The organism is Allosphingosinicella deserti (genome assembly GCF_003012735.1).
In the GTDB taxonomy this organism is placed as follows: Bacteria; Pseudomonadota; Alphaproteobacteria; order Sphingomonadales; family Sphingomonadaceae; genus Allosphingosinicella; species Allosphingosinicella deserti.
Map to the genome: position 1 here is coordinate 323,467 of NZ_PXYI01000005.1, position 19,585 is coordinate 343,051.

The window sequence follows — 19,585 nt, forward strand, 5'->3', positions numbered from 1 at the left end:
GAGTGGGAGCGCTCTCCGGGTCACCGGGTGCGCGCCAGCAACCCGATCCACTCGGCAGGGCTTCGGCCGGTTCGCTGCATCACGTCGTCCCGTACCGCTGCGAAGCGCGGGTCGAGCAGGGTGGCAAGCGCGAAGGTGTTCGCCGCGTTCGCCGGATTCCAGGCGTGCGGCGCATATTCCGTCTGTCCGGCGGCGGCGCGTTCGCGATCGAAGGCGATGCGGGATCGGGCGAATTCGATATGGGTCTTCTCGCCCTTCGCATAAGCGCCGAGCCAGTCGAGGGAGCGGGGCAGGCTCGCACCCGACGGCGCCTTCCAGGCGAACCAATCGTCGCCATGCGCCCTGGCGGCGAGCGCGGCCATCATCAGCGGATCGAGATTGTAGGTTACGTAGTGGAGCGCGTCCCGCTCCTCGAAATCGAAGGTCGATCCGTCGGCGCGGAGATTGGCGGCAATCTGACGCTGGAACGCGCCGCGCGCACGCATGACCAGAGCGGGGTCGCCGGTGCGGTAGGCGGAGAGGGTGGCGAGCTTGATACGGTGGCTCTGCCAGTTGGTGATCGCATTCTTGGGCGTGCCGTCCATCGCGTCGAGATAACCGACCGCCATCCGCCGCCAGAAGACTTCCAGCTTGCGCTGCAGTTCGGGCGGCAGATCCGCTGCGATAAGATCCGTCGCCAGCACCAAAGTGTCGAAGCCGGTCTCGTCGATCGGATTGAACGACATCTGGTAGACGTCCGCCCAGGCTTCGAGATAGCGCCCCGCCTGATCGAGAAATCGGCGGTTGCGGGTCAGCCCCCAGGCAAGCGCGAGATCGAGAACGATCGGCTGGTCGCGCTTGGCGACCAGGCTGATGTCGCGGATGCCGTGCCCGGGCAAAGTGCCTTCGGTGTGAAGCTTCGGGATCGCCCCAGGCGGACGGCCGAGCGCGGCCCTGGCACGCGCGACCGTCGCCCGGCCGCCCGCGCTGTCTGCCTGACCGGCAAGGCTCGCCGGCGGGAAGATCGCGAAAGCGGCGAGCGCCGGCTGAGGGCAGACGATCGCCGCGGCGACGAGAAGGGAACGCATCAGAACCTCGCGTTGAGAGCGATTCGATAAGTGCGGCCGTCATAGTCGATCCGGCGCGCCTGCGCCTCAACCCCCTGATATTCCTTGCGGACGGCGTTGGTGAGATTGAATCCGTTGACCGATAGGCTCAGCCAGTCGCTGAGATTGACCGAGGCGGAGGCGTCGAGCTGGCCGCGCGGCTCGACCTGCCGGGCGGCGCCCGAGAAGGTGCCGGTCGACGAGAGGTCGTATTTGCTGCGGTAATTGTAGCTGAGGCGGATACCGAACAGCTTGGTTTCGTAATAGCCGACGACATTGACATTGTGCTTGGAAATGCCGGGCAGGGTGGCGTCGGTGCCGTCGGCATTGGTGCCGTCGATGGTCGTATAGGCATAGTTGAAGCCGCCGCCGAAATTGCTCAGCGCGCCGGGCAGGAAATCGAAATCCTGCTGGATGTTCAGCTCCAGGCCGTTGACCGTGTAGGGCGTCGACGAGTTGATGAAGCCGGTGAGCGACACCGTCTGCGGATTGCCGTTGATATCGGGCGGGGCGGAGGTGAAGCATTGATCGCCCTCGATCCGCAGCGGGCCGAGGCCGAGATTGCCTCCATCCGTAGGGCAGAGCGTTCGGGCGCCGCGAACCTGCTGGACCACACCCTTGAAGCGTTTGGAGAAGAGGCTGAGCGCGACCAGTCCGTTCTTGTTATTGTACCATTCGATCGTCCCATCGAACGAGGTGCCGGTATAGGGTTCGAGCTCGGGGTTTCCGAGCGTGACCGGGATGACGTTGGTGGTGCTCGGCGCACCGACCAGGGTCACCGGGGTGAACTGGCGCGGATGCGGGCGGACGTAGGTGCGGTAGCCGGCGACCCGGACGATGAGCTTGTCGGTGATGTCGAACACGGCGATCGCCGAGGGCAGCCACTGGCCGTAGCTGTTCTTGAATTCCTGGAAGGCATAGTCGCTCGCCTGGCCGAGACCGGGTGACGCCGGCCGGATCCGGTTGAGCGCGTTGACCGTGTTGTCGGCATGCTCGTAGCGGAGCCCGATGATCCCGCGCACCGGGATGGAGAAGATCTCCGTCTTGTACTTGGCTTCCGCGTAAGCGGAGAGCACGTCGGTATCGTTGGTGAAATTGTAGAGGGCGTAATTGTTGTCGGTGTAATTGATGTTGAAACCGATCGGCGCAAGTTCGGCGCCGTTGAACGGCGTTACCGGCTTCAGCGACGACACGACATTGTCCATGTCGAGCACCTGCCAGTTGCGGTTGAAGCCCGGCAGCGAGCCCTGAAAGAAATCGTCGAGATCGGGATTGGCCGCGAGGAAGGCGTTGCCGATCGCCGACCCCTGGATGCCGGCGGCATTGGTGCGGTAGCCTTGCGAGGCGTAGCGGTTGCGTTCGTAGCGGGCGCCAGCCTGGATGCTGGAGACGAAGCCGCTTTCGAATTCGCGTTCCACGTCCTGCTGGATGGCGGTGACCTTGCTGGTGGCATAGCTCTGGGTGCCGGCGAAGTTGAAGCGGTTGCGCCCAGGCGTGCCGACCGGGCTGTCGTACCAGCTCTGCTGGTCGGTCGGGCCCGCCCATGTCCAGGCGGTGCGCGGCGTTCCGGTCGACAGCGGATCGGGCAGGATCGACAGCAAATAGTCCCCGTAATTGCCGCCGCCGCTGGCGAAGCTGCCGGTGACTCCGTTCTGGCGGTTCGCCTGCTGGCCGGTGATGAACTCGGCGAAGATCTCGACCGCGCTGTTGCTCGCCTTCGACAGTGTCCCGGTCGTGGTCAGGCGCCAGGGACCGGCCTCATAATTCACCACCCCGTTCACGCCCCACGCTTTCTGCGTCTGCGGGAACAGGCGGCTGTCGTTGATCACGCCGATATTGGCGAAGTCGAAATCCTCGACGAAATGCGCGCCGTCGGCGCCCGCCTGCACCTCGCTGGTCGGGTTCACCACCACGCCGGTGCCGGTGAAGTTCAGCACCTGGAGGTTCTGCACCGTCTCGCTCTGCCGCCGATCGGTGTAGAGGCCGGTGACGCCGAGCTTCAGGGCATCGCTCGCCTGCCACTCGGCACCCGCCGCCGCGGACCATTGGTTGCCTTCGTTGCGCCGGACATATTGGCGGTTCTGCGACACATATTGGACGCCGGTGAGGCCCTTGGCGCCGGTACCGCCCGCAGCTGCGACGCAGCCGACGACGGCGGCGTTGGTGGTCGCGCAGGTGCCGGCCGGCGCATAATAATCGGCATAGCGGGCGAGGAAGTTCGGGGTGGTCGCCGCCGACAGCACGCCATAGGTGTTGAACAGGATCGAATCGCGGCGGAACTTCTCGTGCTTGAACGAGACGATGCCGAACACCGCGAAGTCGTCGGTGATGTGCGCGTTGTAGCCCAGCGTCGCACTCGGCTCGCCCTGCTTGCCGAGCTCGTTGTGATCGTAGGCGATTTTGATCCGTCCGCCCTCGGTGCGCGACAGCGCCGGCGCGATCTGCAGGTCGATATTGCCGGAGAGGCCGCCGGACTGGGCGTCGGCCATCGGCGATTTCTGCACCCGCACCGCGCTGAAGATGTCGGAGGCAAAGGCCCCGAGCGGCGTCGAGGTCTGCAGGATCGGCTCGGCGAAGGCGACTCCGTTCAGGGTGGTGCGGGCATATTCGCCGGGCAGGCCGCGCAGGTTGATCGTCGCCTCGCGTCCCTCCGCCTCGCGGTTGAGCTGGATGCCGGGCACCCGCTGCAGCGCCTCGCCGATGTTGAGATCGGGAATGCGTCCGAGATCGTCAGAGGAGATGCCGTCGGTGATCTCGATCGCGTTGCGCTTGGTGCGGACTTCGTTGGCGTAGCTTTGACGAAAGCCGGTGACGACGATCCCATCCTCCGGCGCCGCAGGCGCGTCGGGTTCGGCGTCCGCCTCCGCAGCCGCAGTCGCGTCAGCCGCCGCGGGCCCAGGCTGCGCCTGCGCCGCTGCCGCCGCCGGCAGCGCCGTGAGACCGAATAGGCTGGCCGAGACACAAAGATGCACGCGATGCGGTGCGAACCGTCGAATCATGTTGTCCTCCCCATTTTTATCGTTGCAGAGAGCATTGCATCGACGGGAACCGGTGTCAATTAGTTGTCATACATCTTTGTCGCTGATGTATGCAGCACTGGGACGCTGCTTCAGAGCGTCTGGTCCATCCAGAGCAAAGGTTGTCGTACCGGATAGTTGCGGACCACTTCGGCGACCGTCGGATCGGCATCGAGCGCCCGCCACAGCGCAAGCCATTCCGCGCGGTCTTGCGCCAGCGCGCCGAACAGCAGGCTCGGGTGGCGCACCGGGAAATCGTCGAAATGCTCGACGTCGCGCGCGAACGGCCAGCGGGTCCGATCGGCGATGAACGGCGCCATGAAGGCGATCGCGTCGGCGATGGACGCGCCTGACGCTGTAGGCTGGACGATCAGCTCCCCCCGTGAGTGTGAGAGGAGCCAGGCGGATGCGGCGAGGACGTCGAGATTGAACAGCGAGTAAGCGAACGGCTTGGTCCGCGCGAGCTCGAGCGGCTGGCGGCCGTCGGCGGCGATCTGGGCCGGAACGATCGTCTTCATCAACCGCGTGCGCATGGCGGCGAGCAGATCGGCGCGCCCGAGCAGGCTTGCGAAGGCTGCGACCTGGAGCAGCCAGCAGGTGCCGTGATTGTTCTTCTGATCGCGCTCTTCCCGTCCCGCCGGCGATCCGGTCAGCCAGTCGAGATAGGCGGCGAACCAGGCCTCCACGCGGCTGCGGATCCTCCGATAGCCGGGAGCATCGCGGCGGGCGAGCATCTCCGCCGCGCGAGCGACCTCGACGATCTGCAGCGTGTCGATGATCCCGATCGCGCGTCCGCTATTGACCCCGATGATCGCCTGGGCGTGCGCGAGGTTCGGGTTCATCCGTGTCTCGGGCGTGACGAACCAGGCTTCGAGGTGGCGGATCGCCGCCGCCGCGAAGCGCCGATCCCCGGTCAGCGCCCAGGCGCTGGTCAGGGTCGGCACCGCGACGCCGAAGGCGATCAGCGCGTCGCGATGGCCGTCGAACTTGTCCGGATTGGAGAGCCCGTCACGCCGAACATAGGGCCCACCGGGCCTCGCCGGATCGGGCCACCAATAATCGCCCTCCGAATAATAATCGTGCGGGCCGGCCGGGCTGCGCGGCGCCGGTATGGCAGTGATCGTCCGAGGCTTCTGCCGAAGCAGGGGCACCGCGCGCGGCAGCACGCGGGCCCGCTCGATCGCGCGGAACTCGGCGATCGCGAGCGTTTCCGCAGCGCGCAGCGGCGTTGCGAGAAACGCCGCGCCCGCGGCAAGCAGGCTGCGGCGGTCGATCAAGGCCGGGTCGGCCGCGGCCGGGTGCGCAGCAGCGTCGGGCCGGCCGCCGCGCGCGGATAGGAACCTGGCCCCCACGCATCGTCGGCGCGGGTCAGCAGCGCTTCGAGCTCGGCCTCCGGCCATGCCCGCTCCGGATGCGGCCAGCGCTCACGCGCGCCACGATAGCCGGCGACCAAGTCGGTCGCCTTGCGGAGCGATCGGCCCTCAGGATCCGAATAGTTCCAGAGATCGTAGCCGAAGCAGGTCGCGAGTTTCGCGACATCGAAGGCCGGGTTCAGGGCATAAAGCGAATAATGGAAGCTGCGGGTGCGGGCGAGCTCGGCGGGCAGGGCGCCGGACGGATCGAACTGCGCCGCGATCCGCGCCTGCGGGAAAGCGAGGATGGTCTTCTCGGCGATGTCGGCACGGCGTGCGAACAGGGCGAACTGGATCAGCTGTGCGTCGTACCAGAGGCCGTGATTGTTCTTCGCCGCCTGCTCGCCGCGTCCGTTGCGGCTGGTCAGCATCCAGTCGACATAATCGGAGAACCAGGCTTCCAGCCGCTTCGTCTCGGCGGCAGTGAGGGCGCCCGACGGTGCGATCAGGCCGACCGCGTCGATGACTTGCATGAAGCCGCTGCTGTCGAGCACGCCTTCCGGCCGGCCCCGCTCGCGGCCCGGCACCGCCTGCGCAAAATCCATGTTCGAATTCATCCGCGTCGCCGGATCCAGGAACCAGGCGCGCACGATCGACGCGGCCTTGCCGGCATATCGCGGTTCCCCGGTGTAGAAATAAGCGAGGCCGAGCGTGTCGGCGTCCGAGACCATGCGGCCGAGCGCCTCGCGGTCGAACGCATCGGTGGAGCGCTCCGGATTCACCTCGCCGTCGCGCCGCACATAAGGGCCGTTCGGCGTCTTCGGATCGGGCCACCAATAAGGCGCGAGGCTGGTATAATCATGCCTGTCCCCGGACGGGGGCAGGCGTGTCTTGTCGACCACCGACCCCGCCTTGCGGGCGAGCGCGCGATCGGCGCGGACGGTGAGGTCGGCGATCGCCTCTCGAACGGCCGGCTCGCGCGCGGCCTTGATCGCGGTCAGCGCTTCGCCGTCGATCAGGAAGGTGCGCCGCCCGCCGAACGCGGCCGACTGCCCTTCGACGCCGCGGCAGGTGCTGGGCTGGCTGAGGCCCGGAATCGAAAAAGGCGCCGCTGCTACGGGGCCCGTCGCAGCGGCGCAAAGGGCAAGGATCGGGAAGAGGACGATCCTGCCGAACCTGGTCACAGGCGGACTCGCACACCGAAGAAATATTGCGGGCCGCTGTTCGAAACCTCAGCGATGCTGTCGAAGCCGCCTTTGTACATGATGTCCTTGGTTCCGGTGACGTTGAGCGCCTGCAGCTTCAGCTGGACGGCCTCGGTCAGATCATATTGCGCCGACAGGTTGAGGTAGCCGCCGGGGCGGATCTCGCGGTTGGTGCCGCCGTTCGGCTTGAAATAGCCGCTGCGGTACCGATAGCTGGCGCGCAGCGAGAGGCCCCATTTCTCGAACCAGGCCGATCCGCTCGCCGTCCATTTCGACAGGCCGATGAGGTTCGAAGGCTCGACATAATCGGCGATTGGCGACGTATCCGGATATTCGAAGTCCGCAAAGGCGCGGTTGACCGACGCCTGGAAGCCGAGGCCGTCGAGCGGCTCGGGCAGCCAGGTCAGCGAATGGCTCAATGTCGCCTCGACGCCATAGAGGTTGCGGGTCTCGGGATCGTTGGCCGGTGCGACCGGGTTGATCGTGATCGTCTCGGTCTGCCGCGGCCCGGTGCCGGTGACCGTCGTCACCTCGATGTCGGTCGGGATCGGTTCGGATCGGCCGATTACCGTGCCCTTGACCCATTTGTAATAGCCGGCGAGCGCGAACAACGTGTCCTTGGACGCGTAGAGTTCCAGGCTCGCATCGAGGTTCCAGGCGCGCAGCGGCTTCAAGTTGGGGTTGCCGGTCGTCGCATTGAAGATGATGTTGTCACTGCCGGTGCCGGTCGACGGGTTGAGGTTGATGCCGGCACCGAAACTCTCGATCCCGGAGCGCGCAAGCGCGCGATAGGCAGCGAGCCGCAGCTTGAGCTGGCGCGACAGCTCGAAGGCGAGGTTGGTGCTCGGCAGAAAATAGTCATATTTGCCGGTCGCACGGTTGGTGCTGAGCGTGCCGCTCGGATCGACCGCCACCGTATAGGTGTCGGCGCCGGGATCGATGGTGATCAGATAGGCCTGGCGATAGCCGACGGAGGTGATGTCGGTCTTGACCCAGCGCACGCCGATATTGCCGCTGACCGGGATGGTGCCGAGATCGGAGCGGAAGCTGCCCATCGCATAAGCGGCGTAGATCCGCTCGGTGACATCGATGTCGCTCGGGTCGCGGCCGTCTTCGGGATAGGGAAGGGCATCGTCGCTGCCGGTGAAGGTGCGGAACAGGCAGTCATTGTCGAACGTCGCCCAGCGCGTGATGTTGGTGCCTTCGCCCTGCATGAACGAGCTGGTCGTGAACGGGGTTCGGCAGTTGAGATTGGCGGCCGTGATCAGCTGCGCCGGAGTCTGGCCATTGACCGGCACCAGCGTGTTGAGATCGGCGTTGCGCGCATTGTCGTTGGTGCGATGATGGTCCGAAATGCGGCCCCCGACCTTGAACGACGTGAACAGGCCGTCGAGCTCCCGCTCCGCGTCGAACCGCCCGGCCCAGATCCGATCCTCGCGGTCGGTGACGAAGCGGCGGCGCGCGTAGACGGCGTTGGCAGCGGTGGCGAGGAAGTTGTCGGGGTTGGTGACATCGAAATTGTCGAACGTCACCGTCGGGACGACGTCCTCGTCCTCGTAGGTGAGGGTGTAGCCGACCCGGTTGGTGGAACGCATCCGCGTCTGCTTCTGGGTCTCAGTGCGGTGCGAGTTGGAATAGGATCCGTCCAACGTGATGAACCAGCGGTCGGGGCTCCAGCGCAGGCCGATCCCGCCGCCGAGATATTCCTCGTCGCGCTGCCGCGTTTCGAGTTGGTCCTCGATGTTCGAATTGCCGCGATAGCTGATCAGCGCGCCTTCGCTGTAGCCGTTGCTGCCATTGCCGATCAGTAGCGGCTGGACTCCACGCAGGCCCTCGGTGATCTGCAGGACGTTGCGATCCTCGAGGCTGGCACGGTTCGAATACTGGCCATCGAGCGCGATCTCGAGCTCGGGCGAGGGCCGCCACTGGATCGCGCCGATCACCGCATCGCGCACTTCCGACGTCTGCTGGGTGCGGAAGCTCCGCGACGAATTGGCGAAATAGGTCTCGCCGCGAGTCTCGCCGACGACGGTGCCGGCGACGCTCCGCGGTCCGCTGGCGAAGGTGCAATTCTGGCTCGCGCCTGCGGCGGTCTGTTGGGGGGCGGTGCCGGTCAGCAGCGACGGGTTCACCGCCGAGGTGTTGCAGAGCTGGAAGGTAGCATTGGTGTTGTAATAGTCTTCCGGCGCGGTCGTGTCCTGGCGCTGGTAGCCGATCGAGATCCCGATATCGCCGATGCCGGTGGTGAACTGATCGGTGTAGGAGATGTTGGCGCGGTAGCCGAGGCCGTCATGCTGATAAACGTCGTCGTCCTTGGGCTGGAAATCGCCGCGCACTTCGAACTGGATGCGGCGCTTGCCATAATCGAGCGGCTTCAGTGAGCGCAGTTCGATGATGCCGCCCACGCCGCCCTCCAGGAAATCGGCCTGCTGCGATTTGTAGACGAGCACGCCGTTGACCAGCTCGGACGGGAATTGCTGGAAGGCGACCGAGCGATCGGGCCCCGCGGTCGACACTTCGCGGCCGTTGAAGGTCGAGAAACTGAGTGTCGGCCCAAGCCCGCGCACCGAGAGCTCGTTGGCATTGCCCTTGAACCGGTCGGCGCTGACTCCGGCGATTCGCTCCAGCGTGTCGCCGACCGAATTGTCCGGAGTCGCGCCGATCTCGTCGGAGACGAGCCCGTCGACGATCACGCTCGAATTTCGCTTGAACTCGATCGACGTGCGCTGAGTCGCGCGCGCGCCGGTGACCACGATCGCGCCGTCATTGGCGTCGGCCGCGGCTTGGGCGATCGGATCGCCGGCGACGGCATCTGCCGTCTCCGCCCGGGTCGGATCCTCGGCGCTGCCCTCGGGCTGAACCGGGTTCGGCGTGACGCTCGGCGACGCGACGCTGTCGCCGACCGGCGCCTCCTGAGCGAAAGCGGGAGCGCCGGCGAGCAATGCCGTCGAAACCAGCAGCATTTCCCGCATCGTCTTCGATCGCGAAGCCATCTCAAATCCTCCCAAGCGGCCGCGCCACGGCGGCTCCCGACCCGGCTGCTACCGGTGTCACCATGAAGATGTCATACAACTACGCTGAAGCTTCCGTCAAGGCTGGACTGGTGAGTTGTATGACAATGTCCAGGATAATGCGATCGGCCGCCCGGCGATCGGCGCCTCGTTCGCGCAGCGGACGACGGTCTCGAACGGGCCGGTCGGCGCGCGGTAGACCGGATCGCGCGCCGGCTCCGCCCGGCAGGCGCCATAGCCCTTTGCCGAGAACGTCCGAACCTCTCCGCTCGAGAAGGCGGTGCTCCCCATCGCGGCAGCCCTGCCGCCCCTAGAGAAACTGGCGAATTCGAGATCGACGCGGACGATCCTGATGCCGGCTGCGGGCACGAGGCGGTCGATTCGGGTGATCCTGCCCGGCGCGAGCCTGTAGCGGGTCTCGATCGTCGCGCGCCGGTCTGGCCGCGCATCCTTTTCCCCCATCAGATCGAGCGCGTCCTGCCGCCATTGCACCTCGGTGACGGCGCCGCGGCGGGCGACCCGCACGTCCTTGAACCAGGCGAGGGGCATCAGCACGCTTCCGTCCGCCAGGGTGATCCGCGGTACCAGATGCGGGTAGGCCGCGTCGGCGGAACCCTGCAGCATCCCCGGCGAGAACGGCACCGGGAAATAGGGATTGTGCATGTGCTGACCTTCGGCGCCGTTGATGATCGGCAGGCCGATGACTCGGCCGCGGTCGCGGATCGTGACGAGCGCGCGATCATGGGTGCCGCGAGCGAACCAAGTGGTCGTCGATCGCGGGAGCGTCTCGAGCCAGCGGGCGTAGCCGCGATCCGGTTCCCGCCCGCGATAGCCGAGATCGTTCCAGATCGCGTTGGTGTAGACATATTGGCGGGCGAGGCTCAGATTCTCGCCGAAGATGCGGTGGATGCCACGATAGGCGTCGGTGCGGCGGCCCTGGTTCCACAGGTCGACGCTCCCGCCATCGACCCAGAAATCCATGTAGCGCGCCGCGATCCGGCTCGAGAAGGCGTAGGCCATCCGCTCCTCCTCGGGCGTCAGCACCTTGAGGCGGGCGGCGGCGGTCAGCACTTCCAGGAAGGCGGTCTCGCCATAAGCGCCGATGCTGCGGCCATATTCGAAACCTTCGCCGGACAGGTTGAAGCGCGGCAGCAGCAGGTCGACCGAACGGCGGAGCCACGCCTTGACCTCGGCCGACGGAGTCATGCCGGTCTCGACCAGCCGCTGGGCGATCTCGCCGATCAGCAGCACCGAATAACGGTCGAACCGGCCTTTGCCCTCGGTCTCGTCGGCAAAGCCATATTCGCCCGAATATTTGCGGTAGTGATCGAGCGTGCGGGCGAGCAGCGCCTCCGACGCCGCCTCGCTTTCCCAGCCCATCAGGAAGCGCAGCCGCGCAATCGAGAACGCGACTCCGTAATAATTGTTGGGCAGGTCGATCAGGCTGAGATCGGGCCGCACGAAGCGCCGCCAGTCGAGCTGGGTGCGCAACCGGGCCAGCGTCGCCGGGCGCACCGCGCGGGTGAGCAGCTTGCGCTCGTCGAGCGCATGCAGCGCCGACGCGTAATAATAGATCCCCCAGCTGTCGTTGGCGTCGGCGATCGTCAGGTCGGCAATGTCAGCGAAGTCGCGCAGCCTTTGCTCGAGCCGAGGATCGCCCTCGGGCAGCGCGGTGATGCGGGTGGCCATGGCGACGGCGATCTTGCCGGGCAGGAACTTGTCGCCACTCTCGAACACCTTGACGCCGCCTAACGACATGGCGCGCTTCTCGCGCAGCAGCCGCTCCAGCAAGGCCTCGACCTGCGGCATCAGCCGGGCCGATACCGTCCAGTCCATCGGCGCGACGTCGTTCCGATAGATCGGCCCGTGCGGACGGTCAGCCCACCTGTTCGTGTCCGGATTGTCTGCCTCTGGTGGTGCGGCCCCAAGCAGGGCGAGCAGCGCCGTCGTGCCGGCAAGGCGCGCGATCATTGACGGCCACTCTTGCGGGCGAGGTCGTACATCGCGGTCCCGGCCAGCAGGAAGGCGCCGGTGCCATAATATTGGGTGTCGCTCGCCGCGACCTTGTCGGGCCGGTCGCTCACCTGCTGCACCCAGCCGAGCATGCCGTCCGGCCGCACCGCGCGCCCGAGCGCCGCCCAGCCCCGGGTCGCCGCCGGCTGATAGGTGGCGCGGTCGAGCAGGCCTGCGTCGACGCCCCACGCGAAGGCGTAGGTGAAGAAGGCGGTGCCGCTGGTTTCCGTCGGAGTCGCCGGGTCGGTGTCGAGCAGGGACGGCGACCAGGTGCCGTCGGCTTTCTGCAGGGTGACGAGCCGCGCCGCCATCTCGCGAAACAGGCGCTCGTAATAAGGCCGATGCGGATCCTTGCGGTCGAGAACCTGCAGCATGCGGACGAGGCCGCCCATCACCCAGCCATTGCCGCGGCTCCAGAACAGTTTGCGGCCCTTGTCGTCGCGGCGCTCGAAGAAGCGGCTGTCGCGGAAATAGAGATGTTCCGTTCGATCGTAGAGAATGTCGGTGGTGGCGCGGAATTCCTCGTGGGCGAAATCGGCATAGCGCGTGTCGCCGGTGGCCTGGGCAAGGCGGAGCAAGGTCGGCGGCGCCATGAACAAGGCGTCGCACCAGCACCAGCGATCGGTGCAGGCGGAATCCCCGCTCCCCGGTCGGCGCGGCACGAATTCCAGGCTGCCGCGCGGCCGATTGGCGAGCACCTCGTCGAAATAGGTCCGGGCTGGGGCAAGTGCCCCGGCCCCGCCGCCGTTGCGGGCGGCCCAGATCCAGCTCTGGGCAATGAGCTGGTCATCGGCGTGGAACGGATTGTCGCCGAGCTTCCAGCCAAGCCCGCGGCCCAGCGCCAGCACCGGCTCCGCGTAGCGCGGATCGCGGTCGGCGAGTTCGGTCAGCGCCACCCAAAAGGTTGCCTGCTGCCAGTCGCGCGGATTGCGCACGCTCTCGCGGGCCGCCGGCATGTGATCGAAGCGGTGGCGGTTGGCGAGCTGCCAATCGGCGACCCGGCGGGTTGCGGCGAGAATCTCTGCGGGCCGCGGCAGCGCCGGCTGCGCCGGTTGGACCGCGGCCGGCGCAGGCGCTGCCATCAGGATCGGCACGACGAGGGTCAGGGACATATCCGGTCCTTTGCTGCAGGGAGAGAAGCCGGGAGGCAAGCGGCGCCGGCACGCGGCGAAATCGGAAGCGCTTCCACAACGAACGAGATCACGACTCGCAAAACCCCTCTCCGGCGAAGGTGCCAGGCCGTTGCATTGACACCGGTAACATGCTCTTTCCTTTTCCAAGGAGGCTGTCAATAAGGTTGTAAGACAACTTTCGTCCGGTGGGGTGATCATCTCGTGCGCTTAACACTAGGCACCTTGCCGTGAAGGCTGGTAGCATTCGAACCATGGCGAAGACCAAGGCGGCATCGCTGGCGGACGATCTCGTCCACCGGTTCGAGGAGCAGATCGAGAAAGGCGGGATGCCGCCGGGCTCGCGCTTTCCGAGCGAGAAGGCGGTCACCCAGGATTTCGGCGTCAGCCGGACGGTGGTGCGGGAGGCGTTCGCCCGCCTTGCCGCGCGCGGCCTGCTCGTCTCCCGCCGCGGCTCCGGCGCCTATGTTGCCGAGGATGCCCGATATCGCGCCTTCCAGGTCACGCCCGACGAGGTCGCGGAGATCGAGGACGTGCTCGAACTGCTCGAGATGCGGATGGGCTTCGAGGTCGAGATGGCCGATCTCGCAGCGCGCCGGCGCAGCGATGCCGATCTCGCCGAAATCCGCCGGGCGCTGGCCGCCATGGACGCGAGCACCGATGTCGACACCTCGGTCGCGGCCGATGCTGCCTTCCACGCCGCGATCGCCCGCGCCACCGGCAACGATTATTATCTGCGCTTCACCGATTTCCTCGGCGTCCGGCTGGTGCCGTCGCGGCGCCTCTACCTCCAGGGCAGCGATGCGCGCAGCCACCAGCATTATTCCCAAGTGATCAACAAGGATCACGAGGCGATCTACGCGGCGATCGAGGCCGGCGATCCCGCCGCCGCGCGCCGCGCCGCGCGCCGCCACATGCAGAAATCGATCGCGCGCTACCAGGACCTCAAACAATCCGGCCGCCTGCTCCGCCGCCCGCTGGGGTGATGGCGCGGCGGGCCGCGCACGTTCATCGTTGGCGGCTGCCCACATCCACCCGTTCGCGCTGAGCCTGTCGAAGCCCTCCCTGCCTTTCGAACGAAGGAGAAGGAAAGGGCTTCGACACGCCCAGGCCGGACGGTGTCGCTTTGTCCGATTACTGAAGGTTCACGAACGCGCCACCGTCTACGAGCAACGACGCGCCAGTGACATATTTGGCGAGGTCCGAAGCCAGGAACACGATCGGGCCTTCGAGATCGTCGGGCTGACCGAGCCGCCCGAGCGGCACCCGCCCGGCCATGTAGGCGCGCTTGGCCTCGTCGGCGAGATCCTCCTTGTTGATGTCGGTGAGGATCGTGCCGGGCAGCACCGAATTGCAGCGTATGCCGTGACGGCCGAGCGCGATCGCGGTCGACTGCATCAGCGAGTGGAGGCCGGCCTTGGTCGGCGTATAATGGGTCTGATACTCGCCGCCGACCAGCGCCGAGATCGAGCTCACCGCGATGATTGCGCCGCCATGGCCCTGCTTGACCATCTGGTTGGCCGCGGCCTGGACCATGAAATAGGCACCGTGGAGATTGACCCGCATCGTCCGTTCGAACGTCTCGACCGGCATGTCGAGAAAGGCGTGGAAGGGGCAGATGCCGGCATTGTTGACGAACACGTCAATTTTGCCGAATTCCTCGACCGCGCGCGCGATGAAGTGCTTCGCCGTCTCCGGATCGGCGACATCGCCCTGCACGGCAAGGCCCCGCTGCCCGAGCGCCTCGATTTCCGCCACCGCCGAGTCCGCGCCGTCGGTGTCGCGGGCGAAGTTGATCGCGACATCGGCGCCGTGGCGCGCCGCGCCGATGGCGGCGGCGCGGCCGATTCCGGCGGACGCCCCGGTGACGAGGACGGTCTTGCCTTCGAGGAGCTTGGTCAACTTTACGGTCTCCTGGGTGCCGGCCCAGTTCGGGCCTAGGATTTGCGGCGCCCGCGATCGACGGTGCGCTTCGCATCGGGATTCCAGCCGAGCTCGCGGCTGATCGAATTGGCCGTCGACACGACGTCGTCGGTCAGCGATTCCATGCGGCCGTCATCCATATATTGCGCGGCGCTGGAGACGCTGATCGCGCCGAGGATGCGGCCGCTGGCGTCGCGGATCGGGGCTGCGACGCAGCGTATCTGATCCTCATTCTCCTCGAGATCGTAGGCCCGGCCGGCGTCGACATAGCCGCTCATCCGCTTGACCCAGGTCTCGTAATCGGCGGCGACGTTGGAGCTCTTCTGATCCTGGTCGAATAGATTGCGCCAGCGCGACGGCGGCTCGTCGAGGAGAAGGGCCTTGCCGAGCCCGGTCGAGGTCAGCGGATGGCGGTCGCCGACCCGGCTCGAGATCACGATCCGCCGGCGTCCCGGAATCTTGTCGAGATAAAGCGCGCGATCGCCGTCGAGGATACCGAGATGGACCGTGTCTTCCGAATCCTGGGCGAGCGCTTCGAGCCGCGGGCGGGCGATCTGGACGAGATCCGCCTGCTGCTGCGCCTGGAAGCCGAGCTCGAGCAATTTGGGCCCGAGCTGGTAGCCGCGCCCCGGCGCGAGCGTCAGATAACGCCGCTCGATCAACGCGTTGGCGAGCCGGTGGGTGGTGCTGCGGGTCAGGCCGAGGCGAGTGGCGAGCTCGCCGAGCGAGGCGGGACCTTCGGCCACCCCTTCGAGCACGTCGAGACCGCGCAGCAGCGTCTGGCTGCCCGACGGACCACGTGGGGACTCGGTGGAATTTTCCTGGTCGGCACCTTTGCCGTCGATTGACGTGGTCTGTCTCATCACGTAATACTCTATCCCATATTGTGGAAAAACCAAGCCGAAAACGCCACGCTGGGAAGGATGTCTTGAACGACGGGATCCGATGCCGACCGGGAGCCAATCCGCTCCCTCGCGCGCTCGAACAGCCATCAGCCTGCATGCTTCCCACTATGTGGGATTTTCATATGTGTTTGAGGGAGAGGCCGCCAGCATGAACTTGCCGAAAATCGCGCATGTGCGGGCATATGTCGTCCGCGGCGGCGGCGCCGATTATCATGATCAGGGCGAGGGGCACTGGATCGACGATCACATCGCGACGCCGATGAGCCGCTATCCCGAATATCGCCAGAGCCGGCAGAGCTTCGGGATCAACGTGCTCGGCACCCTGGTGGTCGAGATCGAGGCGAGTGACGGCACGATCGGTTTCGCGGTGACCACCGGCGGCGAGCCGGCCTGCTACATCGTCGAGAAGCATCTCGCCCGCTTCCTCGAAGGCCGCAGCCCGACCGATTACGAGAAGATCTGGGACCAGATGTACTTCTCGACCCAATATTATGGCCGCAAGGGCCTGGTCGTGAACGCGCTCTCCGGCGTGGATCTCGCGCTTTGGGATCTGCTCGGCAAGCTGCGCGGCGAGCCCGTCTATCACATGCTCGGCGGTGCGGTGCGCGACGAGCTGCAATTCTACGCGACCGGCGCCCGGCCCGATCTCGCCAAGGAAATGGGTTTCATCGGCGGCAAGATGCCGCTCCACCACGGCCCGGCCGAGGGTGAGGAGGGGCTCCACAGGAATATCGCCGAACTGGCCGAGATGCGCAGCCGCGTCGGACCCGATTTCTGGCTGATGCTCGATTGCTGGATGGCGCTCGACGTCAATTACGCCACCAGGCTCGCCCACCGCGCCCACGAACATGGCCTCAAGTGGATCGAGGAGGCGCTGAGCCCCGACGATTATTGGGGCTATGCCGAATTGAAGCGCAACGCGCCCACTGGAATGCTGGTCACGACCGGCGAGCATGAGGCGACCCGCTGGGGCTTCCGCATGCTGCTGGAAATGGAGTGCTGCGACATCATCCAGCCGGACGTGGGCTGGTGCGGCGGCATCACCGAGATGATCAAGATCTCCGCGCTCGCCGATGCCCGCGGCAAGCTTGTCGTGCCGCACGGATCGTCGGTCTATTCCTACCATTTCGTGATCACGCGGCATAACAGCCCGTTCGCCGAATTCCTGATGATGGCGCCCAAGGCCGACGCGGTCGTGCCGATGTTCCACCCGCAATTGCTCGGCGAGCCGACCCCCGAAAACGGGCGGATGCGCGCCTCGGCCCTCGACAAGCCCGGCTTCGGCGTGGAGCTCAACCGCGACATCGCCCTTCACCGACCCTACACCCACTGAGGAACATCCCATGAAGCTCTGCCGATACGGCACTGCCGGAGCCGAGAAGCCCGGTCTCATCGATGCAGACGGGCGCATCCGCGATCTGTCCGCGCACATCGCCGACCTCGGCCCCGCCGAGATCGCGCCGGCTGCCCTGGCGCGCCTCGCCGCGATCGACCCGGCCGGCCTGCCGCTGGTCGAGGACAGCCCGCGCTACGGCGTCCCGGTGACGGGAACGACCAAGTTCATCGCGATCGGGCTCAATTATGCCGATCACGCGGCGGAATCGAACCTGCCGATCCCATCCGAGCCGGTGGTGTTCAACAAATGGGTCAATTGTCTCCAGGGCCCCAACGATCCGGTCGTCATCCCGCGCGACAGCAAGAAAACCGATTGGGAAGTCGAGCTCGGCATCGTGATCGGCACCCGCGCCAATTATGTCGATGAGGGCGAGGCGCTCGCCCATGTCGCCGGCTATGTCGTCGTCAACGACGTCTCCGAGCGCCACTGGCAGACGGAGCGCGGGCCGACCTGGGACAAGGGCAAGGGCTTCCCGACCTTCGGGCCGGTGGGCCCCTGGCTGGTCACCCCCGACGAGGTCGGCGATCCCCAGGCTCTGTCGATGTGGCTCGACGTCAACGGCAAGCGCGTCCAGGACGGCAGCACCAAGACGATGATCTTCACGGTCGCGCAGATCATCGCCTATCTGTCGCAATTCATGGTGCTCGAACCCGGCGACATCATCACCACCGGGACCCCGCCGGGAGTCGGCCTCGGTCAGAAGCCGGAGCCCTGGTATCTGAAGGCCGGCGACGTCGTGACCCTCGGCATCGAGAAACTGGGCGAGCAGCGCCAGGATTTCATCGCCTGGAGCAAGCCGGTCGGCGAGGCCGGCCGGTGAGCGTCTACCTGGATCGTTTTGCCGGCCGGGCTGCGATCGTCACTGGCGGCGCCTCCGGCCTCGGTCTCGAGACCGCGCGCCGGATCGCCGCCGAAGGTGGCAAGGTCGCGCTCTGGGATCTGAACGGCGACGCGCTCGCCGCGGCGCAGGCTGAGACCGGTGCAGCGCACGTGGTTGCGCTCGACGTGTCCGACGCCGCCGCAGTCGCCGCCGCCGCGAAGGAAACCAACGACGCGCTCGGCCGGATCGACATCCTCGTCGCCAGTGCCGGCATTACCGGCGCCACCGTGCCGGTCCACGAATTCCCGATCGACAGCTTCCAGCGCGTCGTCGAGATCAACCTCTACGGCGTGTTCTTCTGCTGCCGCGAGATCGTGCCCTACATGCTCGTCAATGGATATGGCCGGATCGTCAACGTCGCCTCGGTCGCCGGCAAGGAAGGCAATCCCAACGCCTCGGCTTACTCGGCGTCGAAGGCGGGCGTGATCGGGTTCACCAAGTCGCTCGGCAAGGAACTCGCCACCAGGGGCGTGATCGCCAACGCGATCACCCCGGCGACCTTCGAGAGCCCGATCCTCGATCAGCTCCCGCAAAGCCAGGTCGATTACATGCGCTCGAAAATCCCGATGGGCCGGCTCGGCGAAGTCCACGAAAGCGCCGCCATGGTGTGCTTCATGGCCAGCGAGGAATGCAGCTTCACCACGGCCAGCGTCTTCGACACATCGGGTGGGCGGACCACGTATTGACGCAAAATCCTCCCCGAGCTTGCTCGGGGAGGAATAAGAAGCATCCGCACCCGAGGAGAGGAAGATGCGCGACATTCCGTTCGTCGATGCCCATGTCCATCTCTGGGATCTGGAGCGCATCTCCTATCCGTGGCTGACGCCGCCTTTTTCCGATGACGGCCCCAACGGCAGCGTCGAGGCGATCGCGAGCACCTATCTTCTCGACGATTATCTCGCCGACGCGGCAGGCTGGAACGTCGCCGGTATGGTCCATGTCGACGCCGGCGCGGCCGCCAGTGCCGCGCTCGATGAGACCAGGTGGCTGCAGGGGATCGCGGACGAACGCACTATGCCCAGCGGAATCGTCGCCTTCGCGGCGCTCGACGATCCCGCTGTCGAGCGCCTGCTCGCCGCCCATGCCGAGCATCGCAACGTCCGCGGCATCCGTCACATCGTCAACTGGCATGCGGACCCGAAGCGCACCTACACCGCCCGTGACGTCACCGCCGACCCCGCCTGGCAGCACGGCTTCGATCTGCTCGGCAGATACGGCCTGTCGTTCGACCTGCAATGCTATCCCAGCCAGTTCGCCAATGTCGCCGAAGCGATCGCCCGCAATCCGGACGTGCCGGTCATCCTCAATCATTGCGGCATGCCGGTCGACGGTCTGGAGCGATGGCGGGCCGAGATCGCGCCGCTCATCGCTTTGCCCAACGTCTCGGTGAAGATGTCCGGTTTCGGCTTCATCGAACGCGCCTGGAAGCCCGAGGGAATGACGCCGTTCGCGCGCGAGCTGATCGATCTCTTCGGCCCGAACCGCGTGCTGTTCGCCAGCGATTTCCCGACCGACAAATTGTTCTGCGGGTTCGCGCAGATCCTGGAGACGTTCGCGGACGTCTCGGCCGGCTTCAGCGACGACGAACAGCGTGCGATGTTCGGCCGCAACGCCGATCGCATCTACCGGCTCGGCCTCGGCGTGTGACCGGCCGGATACGCACAACAG

Annotated in this window: 14 protein-coding genes; 5 read left to right on the top strand and 9 right to left on the bottom strand. The window is 66.2% G+C overall.

The window, feature by feature from the left end; all coding sequences use genetic code 11:
- Positions 1–20: 20 nt before the first annotated feature.
- From C7I55_RS16840 to C7I55_RS16870, 7 genes are all read right to left on the bottom strand, one after another.
- Positions 21–1,067, bottom strand: coding sequence for an alginate lyase family protein (locus tag C7I55_RS16840; RefSeq protein WP_106514168.1), 1,047 nt, complete (start codon positions 1,065–1,067; stop codon positions 21–23).
- Positions 1,067–4,084: a TonB-dependent receptor gene (locus tag C7I55_RS16845; RefSeq protein WP_106514169.1), complete on the bottom strand. Its 3,018-nt coding sequence runs from the start codon at positions 4,082–4,084 to the stop codon at positions 1,067–1,069. Before C7I55_RS16845 ends, C7I55_RS16840 begins: the two co-directional genes overlap by 1 nt.
- Before the next feature lie 110 nt (positions 4,085–4,194).
- Positions 4,195–5,379, bottom strand: coding sequence for an alginate lyase family protein (locus C7I55_RS16850; protein ID WP_199192857.1), 1,185 nt, complete (start codon positions 5,377–5,379; stop codon positions 4,195–4,197).
- Positions 5,376–6,638: an alginate lyase family protein gene (locus tag C7I55_RS16855; RefSeq protein WP_233222259.1), complete on the bottom strand. Its 1,263-nt coding sequence runs from the start codon at positions 6,636–6,638 to the stop codon at positions 5,376–5,378. Before C7I55_RS16855 ends, C7I55_RS16850 begins: the two co-directional genes overlap by 4 nt.
- A complete protein-coding gene (locus tag C7I55_RS16860) occupies positions 6,635–9,652 on the bottom strand; it encodes a TonB-dependent receptor (protein ID WP_106514171.1) in 3,018 nt (1,005 codons plus the stop codon). The genes C7I55_RS16855 and C7I55_RS16860 overlap by 4 nt, the downstream gene beginning before the upstream one ends.
- A 96-nt stretch (positions 9,653–9,748) precedes the next feature.
- Entirely contained in the window at positions 9,749–11,641 is a 1,893-nt protein-coding gene (locus C7I55_RS16865) for a hypothetical protein (protein ID WP_106514172.1), read from the bottom strand.
- Positions 11,638–12,795 carry a glycoside hydrolase family 88/105 protein gene (locus tag C7I55_RS16870; RefSeq protein WP_233222260.1) on the bottom strand — a complete coding sequence of 386 codons (1,158 nt, stop codon included), beginning with the start codon at positions 12,793–12,795 and terminating at the stop codon, positions 11,638–11,640. The genes C7I55_RS16865 and C7I55_RS16870 overlap by 4 nt, the downstream gene beginning before the upstream one ends.
- Positions 12,796–13,067: 272 nt before the next feature.
- On the opposite strand from C7I55_RS16870, the gene C7I55_RS16875 reads away from it, so the two are divergent.
- Complete coding sequence (locus tag C7I55_RS16875; RefSeq protein WP_106514173.1) at positions 13,068–13,799, top strand: FadR/GntR family transcriptional regulator; 732 nt, start codon at positions 13,068–13,070, stop codon at positions 13,797–13,799.
- Positions 13,800–13,947: 148 nt separating this feature from the next.
- Here C7I55_RS16875 and C7I55_RS16880 read toward each other — a convergent pair whose 3' ends face one another.
- On the bottom strand, positions 13,948–14,715 hold the full coding sequence (locus C7I55_RS16880; RefSeq protein WP_106514174.1) for an SDR family NAD(P)-dependent oxidoreductase: 768 nt from the start codon (positions 14,713–14,715) through the stop codon (positions 13,948–13,950).
- A 35-nt stretch (positions 14,716–14,750) separates the two neighbouring features.
- Positions 14,751–15,599 carry an IclR family transcriptional regulator gene (locus tag C7I55_RS16885; protein ID WP_106514175.1) on the bottom strand — a complete coding sequence of 283 codons (849 nt, stop codon included), beginning with the start codon at positions 15,597–15,599 and terminating at the stop codon, positions 14,751–14,753.
- A gap of 190 nt (positions 15,600–15,789) precedes the next feature.
- On the opposite strand from C7I55_RS16885, the gene rhmD reads away from it, so the two are divergent.
- From rhmD to C7I55_RS16905, 4 genes are all read left to right on the top strand, one after another.
- Positions 15,790–16,974 carry an L-rhamnonate dehydratase gene (rhmD, locus tag C7I55_RS16890; RefSeq protein ID WP_106514176.1) on the top strand — a complete coding sequence of 395 codons (1,185 nt, stop codon included), beginning with the start codon at positions 15,790–15,792 and terminating at the stop codon, positions 16,972–16,974.
- Positions 16,975–16,984: 10 nt separating this feature from the next.
- Complete coding sequence (locus tag C7I55_RS16895) at positions 16,985–17,857, top strand: fumarylacetoacetate hydrolase family protein (RefSeq protein WP_106514177.1); 873 nt, start codon at positions 16,985–16,987, stop codon at positions 17,855–17,857.
- A complete protein-coding gene (locus tag C7I55_RS16900; protein ID WP_106514178.1) occupies positions 17,854–18,603 on the top strand; it encodes an SDR family NAD(P)-dependent oxidoreductase in 750 nt (249 codons plus the stop codon). Before C7I55_RS16895 ends, C7I55_RS16900 begins: the two co-directional genes overlap by 4 nt.
- Before the next feature lie 64 nt (positions 18,604–18,667).
- A complete protein-coding gene (locus tag C7I55_RS16905) occupies positions 18,668–19,564 on the top strand; it encodes an amidohydrolase family protein (RefSeq protein WP_106514179.1) in 897 nt (298 codons plus the stop codon).
- The last annotated feature ends 21 nt before the right edge of the window (positions 19,565–19,585 follow it).